The sequence below is a fragment of the Pantoea sp. BJ2 genome (genome assembly GCF_040255075.1).
GTDB lineage: Bacteria > Pseudomonadota > Gammaproteobacteria > Enterobacterales > Enterobacteriaceae > Pantoea > Pantoea leporis.
The window spans coordinates 3,706,713-3,722,643 of record NZ_CP158292.1 but is presented as its reverse complement, the minus strand read 5'-3'; the positions used below and the strand labels follow the sequence as shown (position 1 = coordinate 3,722,643).

Here is a 15,931-nt window from a genome sequence, read left to right as displayed (position 1 = left end):
ATAGGCCTCTCAAAATAATGTAAAACCATGACGAATTATCATTTCAATTTGTGATGAAGCTCGGACTTTCATCCAATATCTCCCGCCGGGCCGCGCTAAAAGCGCATTCAGCATCCCGCCATAGCCGCCGATGGTGAACTATGGTATTGATATTCAAATAGATTGCCGTAGCAGACAGCACAGTCGCAGGCTGTTGAATGACAACTGCTAAAATAAGGACAGATTGGCAGTTGGTGTCTGACAGGCAGAATCAGCGGAAAAGAGGTAAAGAATGTTAGATAAAATTTGTCAGCTGGCGCGTGATGCGGGCGATGCCATTATGCAGGTATATAACGGCGCAGAGCCGGTTGACGTGACCCGTAAGTCGGATGATTCTCCGGTCACCGCGGCCGATCTCGCGGCGCATCGCGTGATTGTGCAAGGTCTGACGGCGCTTTCGCCGGGGGTGCCGGTGCTATCTGAAGAGGATCCCCCGAGCTGGGACGTGCGTCAGCACTGGCAGAAATACTGGCTGGTCGATCCGCTCGATGGCACCAAAGAGTTCATCAAGCGCAACGGCGAGTTTACGGTCAACATTGCGCTGATCGAAAATGGCAAACCGGTATTGGGCGTGGTGTATGCGCCCGTGCTAGGCGTGATGTACTCGGCGGCTGAAGGTAAAGCCTGGAAGGAAGAGAACGGCCAGCAGACGCAGATTCATGCGCGTGAAGCGCGTCCACCGTTAGTGGTGGTTAGCCGTTCGCATTTTGAGAGCGATACCGAGTTGCAGGAGTATTTGCACCAGCTCGGCGAGCATCAAACCACCGCGATTGGTTCATCGCTGAAGTTCTGTCTGGTAGCTGAAGGCAGCGCGCAACTCTATCCGCGCTTCGGGCCCACTAACATCTGGGATACCGGCGCAGGCCATGCGGTGGCGATTGCCGCCGGTGCGCATGTCCACGATTGGCAGGGCAAAACCCTCGATTACACCCCACGCGAATCGTTCCTCAATCCCGGTTTCCGCGTTTCATTGTTTTAAGCTTTCAGCGGCGCAATTTAGTACGCAATAAATCGCGCCGCTAAAGAATGTGCAATGCCTGGATGCATTCGTATTGGCCGTCCACGGCAACTTCCGTTTACTTCTGCAACAACTCGTGAATTAACTTCATCGCCTGCTGCACTTCGTCCTGCGTCAGCGGACCATCTTTGACGTAGCGCACATGTGCGGTGTTATCCAGCACCACAATTGCGGATCCGCCTTTCTCCAACTGCCAGGCCTGACGCGCGCTGCCATTGCTATCGACGATAAACTGCGACCATGGAAACTGCTGCTTATTGCTCTCAAGGCTGCTGCGCACGAACATGCCGGTGCCCGGAATCGCATCGTCGGTATTGACGATAGTTGTGGTTTGATAACGATCGTGCGGCAGATGCGCAGCTTTGATGGCTTCAATTAACGCCGCATTCTGCTCTTTAGCAGAAGAGCGCCCGGCAATATGCAGGATAACGCGAACTTTTCCGCTTAGCTGCGCGCTATTCCAGGATTTGTAGCTAAACTTATCTTCATCTTGTTGATAAACCAGCTCTCCTTTGTCGTTAACGCCAACGGCTGGCACGCGTTCACCCAGTTTGAAGGCATGTGCCGCAGCCAGGCCCGGCAGCAAGAGTGCCAGTGCTATCACAGTGTGTCTCAAACGCATTTATTACTCTCCTTGGTGATCCGACCAGTTGTTCATGTTCCTGCAATATTAGGCGTGGATGATGCGTCTGTCGCAATGAGTTAACAGGTTTGCAACCTATGCCACAATTCCATAATGAGTGAAGGTTTATACTGGGTTTAGTGAGGCTGATAACAGAGTATTCTGTAATGATGTGTCAATTCAGTAAATAATTCACCTTTTCGGAACACGGCTAAGAAAGGATGCTCTATAGTTATGCCTCATTTGCGCTTCACGGGTTCGTACCAAATTTGGTGACGACGGAGCGTATTAAACATTTTAGGAGTTAAACAGCATGAAGATCTTCCAGCGCTATAATCCGCTGCAAATTGCGAAATATGTCAAAACGCTATTTAGAGGAAGGTTGTACATCAAGGACGTGGGCGCGTTCGAGTTTGATAAGGGCAAAGTGATGTTGCCGCGTGTCAAAGATAAACAGCATCTCAGCGTGATGTCAGAAATCAATCGCCAGGTGCTGCGGCTGCAAGCCGAGTACAACTAAGTAAGCATAAGAAAGGGCGCCGATGGCGCCCTCAGTTTTTAGTGCGGTTGTTGGCTTGTCGCCATCAATTGCGATCCTGGGACGACTCAGATTCATCCACCGTATTTTTGTTCACATTCAGCACCGGCGGGCGTTCATCAATACGCGTAACCAGCAGCTGGTCGATACGGTAGCTATCAATATCCACCACTTCAAACTTGTAGCCGGAAAACTTCACAAAGTCGGTACGCTTCGGAATCTTGCGCAGCATGTACATCATGAAGCCGCCGATGGTTTCATAATTGCCAGACTGCGGGAAATCATCGATATCCAGCACGCGCATCACGTCATCAATTGGCGTGCCGCCTTCGACCAGCCATGAGTTCTCATCGCGCGCGACAATCTGCTCTTCCTGACCTTGACCCACCAAATCGCCCATCAACGTGGTCATCACATCATTCAGCGTAATGATGCCCACCACCAGCGCGTATTCGTTCATGATCACCGCGAAGTCTTCACCAGCGGTTTTGAAGCTCTCCAGCGCTTCAGAAAGCGTCAGCGTATCCGGCACAATCAGCGCTGAACGAATCTGTACGCCGCTGTTCAGCGTCAGGCTTTGATTGCCGAGTACACGCAGCAGCAGCTCTTTGGAATCGACATAGCCGACGATGTGGTCGATATCGCCATCGCAGACGATGAATTTCGAGTGCGGATGCTGGGCGATTTTGGTTTTCAGCGTGGTTTCATCTTCGTGTAAATCGAACCACACCACGTTCTCGCGCGAGGTCATTGATGACGGCACGGTACGCGATTCCAGCTCAAACACGTTCTCAATCAGCTCATGTTCCTGCTTACGCAGCACGCCCGCCAGCGCACCGGCTTCCACCACCGCATAGATATCGTCGGAGGTGATGTCGTCTTTACGCACCATCGGCAGTTTGAACAGACGGAAGAAGACGTTCGCCAGGCCGTTGAACAGCCACACCAGCGGACGCAGCACCACCAGACAGAAGCGCATCGGGTTGATAATGCGCAACGCTACGGCTTCCGGTGCAATCATGCCGACGCGTTTTGGCGTCAGGTCAGCAAACAGAATGAACAGGCTGGTCACGATGGTGAAGGAGCAGATAAAACTGAGCTGTTCAGCCAATTCGGGTGCCATGATGCGGCTGAATAAGCTATTAAAGGCGGGCGAAAACGCCGCATCGCCGACGATACCGCCGAGGATCGCCACGGCATTCAGGCCAATCTGCACTACGGTGAAGAACATGCCAGGTTGTTCCTGCATCTTCAGCACGCGCTGGGCATTGATATTGCCTTCGTCAGCCAGCAGCTTCAGTTTGATCTTACGGGCGGCGGCCAGCGAGATCTCCGAAAGGGAGAAAAATGAACTGATGACTATCAGTAAAAGAATGACAAGCAAGCTATCGAGCATAAAAGGTCCGTTGGGTTAATCACTTGTCATTTTTGGCCTGGGCAGCGCGGGAATGGGCGTACGTCCGGTACTTGCCAGTCAAACAGGCTATCCGTGCCAAAAATGTCTGCGCCATTTCGACAAGATAAGGTTAACGTCGGGGCAGAAAGGGTGCAGGCGAGGCCTGCTGGTCGCTGATTATAGCAGCAGCGCTTATCATGCCGCTATAGGCGCGCATCAGGGGGTCGGATTAATCTGAGTGAGCGTCATTCGCGAGCTCAAGAATCGCCTTGGTTGTTGTATCGTTTAGCACATTTACCCACAATAGGTCACAATTTGGCTTTGTCGCTGAATTTGCGCCAGTGGGGGGGAAAGAGCGGCTATGCTGATGGGTAAACGCGCGCTGGTGATACCCTTCCAGAGAATAAACGCCCCTGCGGAATAGGGGCCGGCATTATTAACAGGAGTACGTGTGCCACGATTTCATATTTATTGTTTGGCCAGCCTGTTGCTTGCTGCACCTGCCGTTGAGGCAGCCAAAGTGCGCTTGCAGCTGGACGGTCTTAGCGGGGATTTGCAGAAGAACGTCAGGGCACGCTTGTCCACCATCGGCAGTGACGAGGTGTCGAACGACGGCCGTTTCCGCGCGCGCGTTGCGGAAGCGATCAAAGAAGGCCTGCGGGCGCTGGGTTATTACGAACCGGAGATCGATTTTGAATCGCGCCCGGCACCGCCGCAAGGTGGTCGTCCGGTATTGATCGCACACGTTAAGCCCGGCGAACCGGTCAAGATCGGCGGCAGCACCATTGTGATCGAAGGTGAAGCCCGCACCGACAAGGATTACCAAGCCTGGGTCAAACAGGGCACGCCGAAAGTCGGTACACAGCTGAATCACGGCGCCTATGACAAATTTAAAAACGGCTTCTCCAGCCTGGCATTGCGTAATGGTTACTTCGACGGTGACTTTAAGCAAAGCCAGCTTGGCGTTTCGGTTGAACGGCGCGAAGCCTTCTGGGACATCAATTACGATAGCGGCCCGCGCTACCGTTTCGGTGATGTCGGTTTCCAGGGCTCGCAAATCGACGAAGCCTATCTGCAAAATCTGGTGCCGTTCAAAAAGGGCGATTACTACAGCTCGCGCGATCTGGCCGAACTTAACCGCCGCTTGTCGGCGACCGGCTGGTTCAACTCGGTGGTGGTCGCGCCTGAGTTTGATAAAGGTCGTCAAAGCAAAGTGCTGCCGCTGAATGCGGTGGTATCGCCACGCGTGGAAAACACCATTGAAACCGGCGTCGGTTACTCCACCGATGTCGGGCCGCGCATTAAAGGCACGTGGAAAAAACCGTGGATTAACAGCAGCGGCCACAGCCTGGCCGCCAGCGCCTACGTTTCTGCGCCGGAGCAACAGCTCGATCTCAGCTACAAAGTCCCGCTGCTGAAAAGTCCGCTGGAGCAGTATTACACCTTCTCCGGCGGCGTGAAGCGTACCGATCTCAACGACACCAAAGCCGATACCACCACGCTGGCGATGTCGCGAAACTGGGACAGCAGCAGCGGCTGGCAGAAGGCAATCAACCTGCGCTGGAGCCTCGATCACTTTACCCAGGCCAGCGTGACCAACACCACTATGCTGCTCTATCCGGGCGTTAGCCTGAACCGCACCCGTTCGCGCGGCGGTCTGATGCCGACGTGGGGCGATTCGCAGCGCTACTCGGTGGACGTGTCGGATACCACATGGGGTTCGGACGTTGATTTCGTCATCATGCAGGCGCAAAACGTCTGGATTCGCACGCTCGCCGATAAGCATCGCTTTGTGGCGCGCGGCAATGTGGGCTGGATCGAAACCAACGACTTCGACAAAGTGCCGCCGGATCTGCGCTTCTTCGCCGGTGGCGATCGCAGTATTCGTGGTTACAAATACAAAGACGTATCGCCACGTGATGATAACGGCAAGCTGACCGGCGCCTCGAAAATGGCCACCGGCTCGCTTGAATATCAATACAACGTGACCGGCAAATGGTGGGGCGCGGTGTTCGTCGATTCCGGCGAAGCGGTCAACGACATCAAGCAGAGCAACCTGAAAACCGGCGCCGGCTTCGGCGTGCGCTGGTCTTCTCCGGTCGGGCCGATCAAGTTTGATATCGCGCGGCCGATTGGCGACGACAAGGAGCATGGATTGCAATTTTATGTAGGATTGGGGCCTGAACTATGAAGCTGTGGAAAAAGGTCCTGATTGGCATCGGTATTTTTCTGGTGCTGCTGTTGGGCAGCATCGCGTTTCTGGTGGGCACCACGCCGGGTTTGCATCTGCTGCTGAAAGGCGCCGATCGCTGGGTGCCAGGTTTGTCGATCAAACAGGTGGAAGGTGGCTGGCGCGATCTAACGCTAAGCGGCGTGAAGTATGAAATGCCGGGCGTCAGTGTGGATGCCGGACGTTTCCACCTGGCGCTGAATCTCAACTGCCTGCTGCATTCGTCGGTGTGTGTCAATGACATCGCGCTGCAGGATGTCAGCGTGGTGGTCGATAGCAAAAAAATGGCACCGGCCAGCGCCCCGCCGCCGGAAGAGGAAAGCGGCAGCACCAATCTCAGCACGCCGTATCCCATCACGCTCAGCAAAGTCGGCCTGCATAACATCAACGTTAAAGTGGATGACACCGCAATTTCCCTGCTCGACTTTACCAGCGGCCTGCAGTGGCAGGATCGCGCACTGACGCTGACGCCAACCCATATCCAAAGCCTGCTGATCGCGCTGCCGAAAGCGGCCAAAGTGGTGGATGAGCAGGTGGTGCAGCCAAAAGTGCAGCAGCCGCAGCCGGATGAACAGCCGCTGGGCGAAACGCTGCAGGCGATGTTCGCTAAGCCACTGTTACCAGATATGCCGGACTTCCAGCTGCCGCTGGATATCACCGTGCAGGAACTGTTGGGCGAACAGCTGCGCATCACCGGCGATACCGACATCTCAATCACGCGTCTGCTGTTAAAAGCCAAAACCGCCGATCGTCATCTCCAACTGGAAACCTTTGATGTCGATTCGCCGCAAGGGCAGGTGAACGCCAGCGGTGAAGCAACGTTGGCCGATAACTGGCCGGTGAATTTTGCGCTGAACGGCACGCTCAATCTCGACCCAATTAAGGGCGAGAAGATCAAAATGAACCTTGCAGGCGCGATGCGTGACGAGCTGAAGCTCGGGCTGAATCTTTCCGGTCCGGTGCGTGCGCAGCTGGATGCGACCACGCAGCCTGCGGTCGCTGGTTTGCCGCTGGCGCTAAAACTCACCAGCCCGCAGCTGCGCTGGCCGCTCACCGGCGCGGTGCAGTATCAGGCGGATAATCTCGATTATCAGTTCAAAGGCAAAGCCACCGATTACGTGATGTCGCTGCGCACTGCGGTGAAAGGCGAAGGCGTGCCGCCTGCCAGCATTGCGCTGGACGGCAAAGGCAACGAGCAGCAGTTCAATCTTGATAAGCTGCGCGTGGCGGCGCTGCAGGGCAATATCGATCTGACGGCGCTGGTGGACTGGAGCAAAGCCATTAGCTGGCACAGCGAATTGACGCTTTCGGGCATCAACACCGCCAAACAGTATCCGGATTGGCCAGCGAAGCTGGAGGGCAAAATTGCCACGCGCGGCAGCTTGTACGGCGGAACCTGGCAGCTCAGCGTGCCGCAGCTCGAGCTGAAAGGAAACGTTAAGCAGAACGCGGTGAGCGCCAAAGGTACGTTGACCGGCAACAGCTACAATCAGTGGAAAGTGCCCGGCCTTAACATTGCGCTGGGTCGCAACCATCTGGACGTGAAGGGCGAGCTGGGCGACACGCTCAATCTCGACGCCAGCATTGATGCGCCAAAGCTGGATAACGCGCTGCCGGGCCTGGGCGGCGTCGCCAAAGGCACCATCAAAGCACGCGGCACCTTACAAGCGCCGCAGCTGCTGGCCGATCTCACGGCTACTGGTTTGCGCTGGCAGCAGCTGCAGATCCGTCGTGTGGCATTGCAGGGCGATGTGAAATCCAGCGATCAGATCGCCGGTAAGCTGCAACTGCGTGTGGAACAATTGCAGCAGGATGCGCTGAGAGTGAATCTTCTGACGCTGAACGCTGACGGCAACGAAAAGCAGCATCAGCTGAAGCTCGAGGTACAGGGCGAACCGGTTTCCGGTCAGCTGGCGCTGAACGGCAGCTTTGATCGCAAAACCGAGCGCTGGCAGGGCAATCTCAACAACACGCGTTTCGACACGCCGGTAGGCGAATGGCGACTGACGCGGGCGATGGCGATTGATTACCTCAACAGCAAGCAGACCGCCACCATTGGGCCGCACTGCTGGCAGAACCCGAACGCGCAGCTGTGCGTACCGGAACCGATTGAAGCCGGTGCCAGCGGACATGCGCATGTGGTGCTCAATCGCTTCGATTTGGCGATGATCAAACCGTTCCTCACCGATGCCACCAAACTGAACGGTGTGTTCAGTGGTGATGCGCGCGTTAACTGGACCGCCGACGGCGCGCTGCCAACCGGCACCTTAGCGCTGAAAGGCAGCGGCGTGAAAGTGGAGCAAGACGTGCAGGGCAACAGTTTGCCTATCGCCTTCGACACGCTGAACCTGAATGCGGCGCTGCGTAACGGTCGCGCACAGCTTGATTGGTTGATCCATATCGTCAACAACGGCCAGCTGAGCGGCAATGTGCAGATCGCCGATCCTGAGAATCGGCGTCAGCTGTCGGGCAACATCGGCATCAGCAATATTTCGCTGGCGATGCTGAATCCGGCGCTGATGCAGGGCGAGAAGATCAAAGGCAACCTGAACAGCAACCTGCGCCTTGGCGGCACGCTGCAGCAGCCGCAGGTGTTTGGTCAGTTGGGGCTGAGCGATGTGGATGTCGACGGCAGCTTTATGCCGGTCGATCTCACCGCCGCCAACCTTAACATGGTGTTCAACGGCATGAGCTCAACGCTCAACGGCATGATTCAGACGGCGCAGGGCAATCTTAACCTGAGCGGTAACGCCGACTGGAGCCAGCTGGATAACTGGCGCGCGCGCGTGGCGGCGCAAGGTAGCCGCATCCGCGTTACCGTGCCGCCAATGGTGCGCATGGATGTCTCGCCGGATCTGGTGTTTGAAGCCACGCCGGCCGCGTTCAGCCTCGATGGCAAAGTGGATATTCCGTGGGCGCGCATTACCGTGCAGGAAGTGCCGGAAAGCGCCACCGGCGTCTCCTCTGATGAAGTGATGCTGGATCAAAATCTCAAGCCGATTCAGCCGAAAACGGCGGCGATTCCGATCAACAGCAATCTGGTGATCCACGTCGGTAATGATGTGCGGCTCTCGGCGTTTGGCTTAAAAGCCAGGCTGAATGGCGATCTCAAACTGGTGCAGGATAAAAACGGCCTCGGCTTGAATGGCCAGATCAACATCCCATCCGGCCGCTTCCACGCTTATGGTCAGGATCTGCTGGTGCGTAAAGGTGAGCTGCAATTCGCCGGACCGCCGGACCAGCCTTACGTCAATCTCGAGGCGATCCGTAATCCTGAGGCCACTGAAGACGATGTCACCGCCGGATTACGGGTAACCGGGCTGGCGGATGAGCCGAAAGTGGAAGTGTTCTCCGATCCGGCGATGTCACAGCAGGAAGCGCTTTCTTACCTGTTACGTGGTCAGGGACTCAACAGCGATGGCGACAGCAACGCATTAACTTCCGCGCTGGTGGGATTGGGGGTTGCGCAAAGTGGTCAGGTTGTGGGTAAAATCGGCGAGACCTTCGGTGTCAGTAATCTCGCGGTTGATACCGCTGGCGTAGGCGATAGCCAGCAGGTGCAGGTGAGTGGTTACGTGTTGCCGGGTCTACAAGTAAAATACGGTGTTGGCATATTTGATTCACTGGCGACCTTAACCTTGCGTTATCGCCTGATGCCCAAACTCTATTTAGAAGCCGTGTCGGGTCTCGATCAGGCACTGGATCTGCTCTATCAGTTTGAGTTTTAGCAATGCGAATAATTGTCTATGGCAGTTTACGGCGCAAACAGGGAAACAGTCATTGGATGACGAATGCGCAGTGGCTCGGCGACCATCAGATTGTGGGGTTTGATCTCTACAATCTGGGTCACTATCCGGGCGTGGTGGAAGGAGAAGGCAGCGTTTATTGCGAGGTGTATCGCATTGACGCCAGCACGCTCGGCGAACTTGATGCCTTGCGCACCAAAAATGGCGAATACAAACGCCAGCTTATTCAGACGCCTTACGGCAGTGCCTGGCTGTATGTCTATCAGCGTTCAGTTGCGGGTCGCACGCATATCGCGAGCGGTGACTGGTTAAGGCGAGATGGCGAAACAGAGGCATAAATAAAAACACCGTCCATTGGACGGTGTTTTTTTATGCGTGGCAGAAAAGAATCTTACTTCTTCTGCGCGCGCTCGTAAGAGGCGATGATTTCAGCTTTGGCCGCTTCTGCGTTGTCCCAGCCATCAACCTTCACCCATTTGCCTTTTTCCAGATCTTTGTAGTGCTCGAAGAAGTGGGTGATCTGCGCTTTCAGCAGTTCTGGCAGGTCGTTCACATCTTTGATGTGATCGTACTCTTTGCTCAGCTTGGTGTGCGGCACCGCAACCAGTTTGGCATCTTCGCCAGACTCGTCGGTCATTTTCAGCACGCCAACGGGACGGCAGCGGATCACTGAGCCCGGTACCAGCGGATAAGGGGTTGGCACCAGCACGTCAACCGGGTCACCATCCAGAGACAGGGTGTGGTTGATGTAGCCGTAGTTGCACGGATAGAACATGGCGGTAGACATGAAACGGTCTACAAACAGGGCGCCAGACTCTTTGTCGACTTCATATTTGATCGGATCGGCGTTAGCCGGGATCTCAATGACAACGTAGATATCTTCTGGCAACTCTTTACCTGCAGGCACCTGGTTCAAACTCATCTGGCTTTCCTTCATTAGTCATATGTTGAGTGACGGCTATTATAGCCAACTGACTCTGAAAGTATGCCCCCTTTTTGGCGTTTCGGAATGCTCCAACCCGCTACTTCGCCGTGACAAACAGCGAGACGATCCCCGCCGCAATCAGTGGTCCAACCGGCACACCACGGAAGAAGGCCACGCCAATCACCGTACCAATCAACAGCCCACCAATCACCGACGGCTGCACGCTCATAAAGTTCACGCCGCGTCCGCCCAGCCAGGCAACGAAAACCCCCACCACAATCGCGATAATTGATTGCCAGTTGGCGAACGATTTCAACAGCGAAGAAGCCGGCAGCGTACCGCTGGCCAGCGGCGCCATCACCGCAACGGTGAGGATGATGATGCCAATCTGAATGCCCTGTTTTTCCACATAGGGAAAGAATTGCGACAGCGGGGTGAGCTTGATCGCCAGCAGGATCAGAATCGAGATGGTAACGGCGCTGTTATGAACGAAATAGCTGAGGACGGCGAGGCAAACAAGAATGATGGTGGAGGCATAAGCAGCCATGGTTTCTCCCTGCAGATTAATGGGCGCGCTGGCCGATGCCAGCGCTAAGCGTATTAAACGCTTACATTAATCAACAATCGTCGGGGTTGGCGCAACTGCCTTTGTTAATTGATTGCAACATCAGCGCCTGATTACGCACCAGACTGACGCCCTGCGCACCAACTGACAGCGCGGCCATCGTGCCCTGGCTGCTAACAAAATAGCTGCGGCTGGCATCCAGCCAACTGTCTCGATAGGTCAGCCACGCGCGCTGGGCGCTGCGCAATTTGTCTTTAGGCGCGCCGGTTAATTTTTTCATTGCTTGGGTGTACTGCGCGTTCATCTCTTTATCCCAGGCTTTATTAGCGGTGCCGTAGCATTGAGACATGCCGGCGGTGCTGGATTCCTTATTCAGACACTGATCGAGCTGCTGATCGATAGGGTTTTGTTGCGCTGCCGCAAAACCACTGACCAACAAACACGCCATCGGGAGCCATTTTTTCATCGTTTCATTCCTTAAATTTTGCGGGGGCAGAGTTCAGTAAAAGTGAAGTCTGGATGATCGTCAGCCAGTTGACCATCAACAATGGATAAAGTTTCCGCGATCAACTGCCGATAATCTTTCCGTTTTAGGGCCAGCGGATTTCTGCCTTTTCTTGCAAACGGGGATAATCATGTTCAAACAGCTATCAATTCGTACTGCATTACTCACGCTTTTGGCTTTTATGACGCTGCTGCTGCTGGCAGTCAGCGCGATGGGCATCTCTGCCATCAACGCAGGCAATCAATCACTGGATGCCATTAACCGCATTCAGGGAATTGAACTGAACAGTTTGTACCAAAGCAACGCCGATCTCATGCGCGCGCGTGGCAGCGCCGCATTGGCCGTGCGCAAAATCGAAATCGGATTACTGGAGGACGGCGCCAGCGTCACCAAACAAGCTGAGGAGGATGTCACCAGTTCCCAGCGTCATCTGAAAGCCTTTATTGATGCCGGAACGGTAACGGCTCAGGGTAAAATCCTCGCCGATGCCGTGGCTACTTCGTTCGCTGCCTATCATAAGGGCGCTATCGTGCCGATGATGGATGCGTTACAAAAGCAGTATACCGACGAATATTACCAGGTTTTGGAAGGCAACCTCTCAACGCTGGCAAGCAACTACGCGAAAGCCGTGCAAGATTTTGCCGTTTATGCTGATGAAGTCTCAGCTACACGTCTGGCGCAAGCTGCACACAATGAGTGGCAGATGAAAATCATGATTGGCGTGGCGATGGCGTTGACGCTACTGCTGATCGTCATTGCCTGGCAACTGCTGTGTCGTCTGCTGCTGCGTCCACTCGATGGCGCGATTGTGCATCTGGAGCAAATTGCGGCCGGCGATTTATCCCAGCCGCTGCCCGCAGCCGGAAAGAGTGAATTAGGCCGTCTCAATCAGGCGCTGGCGAATATGCAGCTGGCGCTCAGCAGTTCGGTCAGTCAGGTGCGCGAAGCCAGCTTGCAGATTGACGTGGGAAGCCGCGAGTTAGCGGCGGGCACCGTGCATCTCTCGCAGCGTACCGAAGAGTCCGCCGCTTCGCTGGAGCAAACCGCGGCCAGCATGGAACAGCTCACCGCCACCGTGCGTCTCAATGCCAGCAATGCTAAAGAGGCCAATCAGCTCGCCAGCAATGTCTCCGACAGTGCCGATCGCGGTGCCGAAGTGGTCGGCTACGTGATGGAGAAGATGCAGGAGATCACCCAAAGCGCCAATCGCATTGGCGACATCCTCAGCGTGATTGATGGCATTGCCTTCCAGACCAACATCCTGGCACTGAACGCTGCGGTTGAAGCCGCGCGTGCCGGTGAACAAGGGCGCGGTTTTGCCGTGGTCGCTAATGAAGTGCGCACGTTGGCTGGTCGCAGCGCCACCGCCGCCAAAGAGATCCGCGAGCTCATCGCAGAATCGCAGACGCGGGTGCAAGAAGGCAGCGATATGGCCACGCGCGCCGGTGAAACCATGGATGAGATCTCCAGCGAAGTGATGCGCGTGACTACGCTGATGAAAGAGATCTCCATTGCTTCGGAAGAGCAGAGTCGCGGTATCGAGCAGGTAAATCAGGCGGTGACGCAAATGGATGAAGCCGCGCAGCAGAACGCCGCGTTAGTCGAAGAAGCCAGCGCTGCCACCCAATCGCTGGAAGCGCAATCGCAGCAGTTGCAGGATTCGATGGCGCAATTCCGCGTAGTCGCGGCTCTGCCTTCGTAGGCAGCAACAAAAAGCCCGCACGGAGGCGGGCTTTGCACAGCGGGAAAAAACTTAGGCTGAATGGTCGTCCGGATATTCACGGATAAAGCGTTCAACGTCGCCTACCATTGCGTCGTTGCCGCAGAAGAACGGGCAGCGCTGATGCAGCGTTTCTGGCTGGATGTCGAGAATGCGATTGGCACCATCGCTGGCTTTACCGCCCGCTTGCTCCGCCAGGAAGGCCATTGGGTTGCATTCGTACAGCAGACGCAGCTTGCCTTTCGGGTGGCTGGCGGTGCTTGGATAGAGATAGATGCCGCCTTTCAGCAGGTTACGGTGGAAGTCGGCCACCAGTGAACCAATGTAGCGCGAGGTATACGGGCGCTTGGTGGCGATATCTTCTTCCTGGCAGAACTTCAGGTATTTCTTCACACCCTGCGGGAAGCGAATGTAGTTACCTTCGTTGATCGAGTAGGTGTAACCCTTCTCCGGGAAGGTCATGCGCTCGTGGCTCAGGCAGAATACGCCGAGCGACGGATCGTAAGTAAACGCATGCACACCCACGCCAGTGGTGTAAACCATCATGGTCGAAGAACCGTAAACCACGTAACCCGCGGCAACCTGCTTGTTGCCCGGCTGCATGAAGTCGGCTTCGGTGATTGGCGTGCCCGGCTCGCTGATGCGATGGTAGATAGAGAAAATGGTGCCGACGGAAACGTTAACGTCGATGTTTGAAGAACCGTCCAGCGGATCCATTAATACAACGTATTTGCCATTCTCAGAGCCTTCAAAGATGACGAACTCGTCTTCTTCTTCCGACGCGATACCGGCCACCACGCCGCGTGCTTTCAGGGCGGCTTTCAGCTTTTCGTTGGCAAACAGATCAAGCTTCATCTGCTGCTCACCCTGCACGTTTTCCACGCCGCTGGCACCCAGAATATCCACCAGACCCGCTTTGTTGATGTCGCGGTGGATAATTTTAGCGCCAAGCTTAATGGAAGAAATCAGCGCCGTCAGTTCACCTGTGGCGTGTGGAAAGTCGTGTTGCTTCTCGACGATGAATTCGCCTAACGTTTTCATAACACATTCCCTGCATCTACGATGGAGTGGCAGCAGCTGTAACAAGCTACCAACGTATGAGCGCAGTTTAGCCGATTGAACTTTAAAAACCATAGTCCTAATCCGTTTCTTCCCTCTCAACTCGGCGTTACACTGTGCGCCGAACTTTTGAGTAATGGATCTCTTTATGCGTATTCACATCCTCGGGATTTGTGGCACTTTCATGGGCGGACTGGCGATGCTGGCGCGCTCGCTGGGGCACGAAGTGACCGGCTCAGACGCCAATGTCTATCCGCCGATGAGCACGTTGCTGGAACAGCAAGGCATTGAATTGACTGAAGGTTACGATGCCAGCCAGCTCGATCCGCAACCGGATCTGGTGATCATTGGTAACGCGATGACGCGCGGCAATCCTTGTGTCGAAGCGGTACTGGAACGCAACATTCCTTACCTCTCCGGCCCGCAATGGCTGCACGATTTCGTCCTGCGCGATCGTTGGGTGCTGGCGGTGGCGGGAACCCACGGCAAAACCACCACAGCCGGCATGGCAGCGTGGATTTTCGAGGCCTGCGGCCTGGAACCGGGCTTTATCATCGGTGGTGTGCCAGGAAACTTCGAGGTTTCGGCAAAATTAGGAAAAAGTCCATTCTTCGTCATCGAAGCGGATGAGTACGACAGCGCGTTCTTCGACAAGCGTTCCAAGTTTGTGCATTACTGCCCGCGCACGCTGATCCTCAACAACCTCGAATTCGATCACGCGGATATCTTTGACGATCTGCGCGCCATCCAGAAGCAGTTCCATCATTTGATCCGTATCGTGCCGGGCCAGGGCAAGATCCTGCTGCCGGAGCACGACAACAACATCAAGCAAGTGATGGCGATGGGCTGCTGGAGCGAGCAGGAAACGGTGGGCGATAACGGTCACTGGCAGGCGAAAAAGTTGACGCCGGACTCTTCACATTGGGAGATCTGGCTCGACGGCGAGAAAGTCGGCGAAGTGAACTGGGCGCTGGTGGGCGAGCACAACATGCACAATGGCCTGATGGCGATTGCAGCGGCGCGTCATGTTGGGGTGAAACCGGGGGATGCCGGTGAAGCGCTGAGCAGTTTCATTAATGCGCGTCGTCGTCTCGAACTGCGTGGTGAAGTGAATGCTATCAAGGTGTACGACGATTTCGCTCACCATCCTACCGCGATTCTCGCCACGCTGGCGGCGCTGCGCAGCAAAGTGGGCGGCACCGCACGCATTCTGGCGGTGCTGGAGCCGCGCTCTAATACCATGAAGATGGGCGTGAGCAAGAACGAGTTAGCGCCATCGCTGGGCCGCGCAGATGAAGTGTTCCTGTTCCAGCCGCACCATATTCCGTGGCAGGTTTCCGATGTGGCCGAGGCGTGCATTCAGCCGGCGCAGTGGAGCGCGGATATCGATACGCTGGTGGAAATGGTGGCGAAGAAAGCCCAGCCAGGCGATTCGATTCTGGTGATGAGTAACGGCGGGTTTGGTGGGATTCACCAGAAACTGCTGGAGCGGTTAGGGCGGTGATGGTGCGGGTTTCCCCTCACCCTGGCCCTCTCCCGCAAGCGGGCGAGGGAATGTTTAGGTGGAG

At 55.5% G+C, this 15,931-nt stretch carries 13 protein-coding genes; 7 read left to right on the top strand and 6 right to left on the bottom strand.

All coding sequences use genetic code 11. The features are described from left to right. The first annotated feature begins 271 nt into the window (after positions 1 to 271). Complete coding sequence (gene cysQ, locus AAF463_RS17155; RefSeq protein ID WP_101762878.1) at positions 272 to 1,018, top strand: 3'(2'),5'-bisphosphate nucleotidase CysQ; 747 nt, start codon at positions 272 to 274, stop codon at positions 1,016 to 1,018. 97 nt (positions 1,019 to 1,115) lie between these two features. On the opposite strand, the gene AAF463_RS17150 is transcribed toward cysQ, so the two are convergent. Continuing rightward, positions 1,116 to 1,679, bottom strand: a complete 564-nt coding sequence (locus AAF463_RS17150) for a YtfJ family protein (protein WP_101762879.1) — start codon at positions 1,677 to 1,679, stop codon at positions 1,116 to 1,118. Positions 1,680 to 1,992: 313 nt separating this feature from the next. Here AAF463_RS17150 and AAF463_RS17145 point away from each other — a divergent pair, with 313 nt between their 5' ends. Beyond that, entirely contained in the window at positions 1,993 to 2,199 is a 207-nt protein-coding gene (locus AAF463_RS17145) for a DUF1107 domain-containing protein (RefSeq protein ID WP_007892150.1), read from the top strand. A 64-nt stretch (positions 2,200 to 2,263) separates the two neighbouring features. Here the strand turns inward: AAF463_RS17145 and AAF463_RS17140 are convergent, their stop codons facing one another. After that, complete coding sequence (locus tag AAF463_RS17140) at positions 2,264 to 3,613, bottom strand: hemolysin family protein (protein ID WP_101762880.1); 1,350 nt, start codon at positions 3,611 to 3,613, stop codon at positions 2,264 to 2,266. 451 nt (positions 3,614 to 4,064) lie between these two features. Here AAF463_RS17140 and AAF463_RS17135 point away from each other — a divergent pair, with 451 nt between their 5' ends. From AAF463_RS17135 to AAF463_RS17125, 3 genes are read left to right on the top strand one after another with little or no spacing between them, the layout of a single operon-like run. Beyond that, a complete protein-coding gene (locus AAF463_RS17135) occupies positions 4,065 to 5,804 on the top strand; it encodes an autotransporter assembly complex family protein (protein WP_192236143.1) in 1,740 nt (579 codons plus the stop codon). Beyond that, positions 5,801 to 9,571, top strand: coding sequence for a translocation/assembly module TamB domain-containing protein (locus AAF463_RS17130; RefSeq protein ID WP_350261185.1), 3,771 nt, complete (start codon positions 5,801 to 5,803; stop codon positions 9,569 to 9,571). Before AAF463_RS17135 ends, AAF463_RS17130 begins: the two co-directional genes overlap by 4 nt. Before the next feature lie 2 nt (positions 9,572 to 9,573). Further along, entirely contained in the window at positions 9,574 to 9,927 is a 354-nt protein-coding gene (locus tag AAF463_RS17125) for a gamma-glutamylcyclotransferase (protein WP_101762883.1), read from the top strand. Positions 9,928 to 9,980: 53 nt separating this feature from the next. Here the strand turns inward: AAF463_RS17125 and ppa are convergent, their stop codons facing one another. From ppa to AAF463_RS17110, 3 genes are all read right to left on the bottom strand, one after another. After that, positions 9,981 to 10,511: an inorganic diphosphatase gene (gene ppa / locus AAF463_RS17120; protein WP_007892166.1), complete on the bottom strand. Its 531-nt coding sequence runs from the start codon at positions 10,509 to 10,511 to the stop codon at positions 9,981 to 9,983. A 100-nt stretch (positions 10,512 to 10,611) separates the two neighbouring features. Then, positions 10,612 to 11,061 (bottom strand): DUF441 domain-containing protein, encoded by a 450-nt coding sequence (locus tag AAF463_RS17115; RefSeq protein WP_008103576.1) that lies wholly within the window; start codon positions 11,059 to 11,061, stop codon positions 10,612 to 10,614. Between the two features lie 70 nt (positions 11,062 to 11,131). Further along, positions 11,132 to 11,545 (bottom strand): lysozyme inhibitor LprI family protein, encoded by a 414-nt coding sequence (locus AAF463_RS17110; RefSeq protein ID WP_101762885.1) that lies wholly within the window; start codon positions 11,543 to 11,545, stop codon positions 11,132 to 11,134. 169 nt (positions 11,546 to 11,714) lie between these two features. Between AAF463_RS17110 and AAF463_RS17105 the strand changes: the two genes are divergently transcribed. Continuing rightward, positions 11,715 to 13,286, top strand: a complete 1,572-nt coding sequence (locus AAF463_RS17105) for a methyl-accepting chemotaxis protein (protein WP_350261184.1) — start codon at positions 11,715 to 11,717, stop codon at positions 13,284 to 13,286. A gap of 51 nt (positions 13,287 to 13,337) precedes the next feature. Here the strand turns inward: AAF463_RS17105 and fbp are convergent, their stop codons facing one another. Continuing rightward, on the bottom strand, positions 13,338 to 14,345 hold the full coding sequence (gene fbp, locus AAF463_RS17100) for a class 1 fructose-bisphosphatase (protein ID WP_008103565.1): 1,008 nt from the start codon (positions 14,343 to 14,345) through the stop codon (positions 13,338 to 13,340). A gap of 166 nt (positions 14,346 to 14,511) precedes the next feature. Here fbp and mpl point away from each other — a divergent pair, with 166 nt between their 5' ends. After that, positions 14,512 to 15,867 (top strand): UDP-N-acetylmuramate:L-alanyl-gamma-D-glutamyl-meso-diaminopimelate ligase, encoded by a 1,356-nt coding sequence (gene mpl, locus AAF463_RS17095; protein ID WP_350261183.1) that lies wholly within the window; start codon positions 14,512 to 14,514, stop codon positions 15,865 to 15,867. The last annotated feature ends 64 nt before the right edge of the window (positions 15,868 to 15,931 follow it).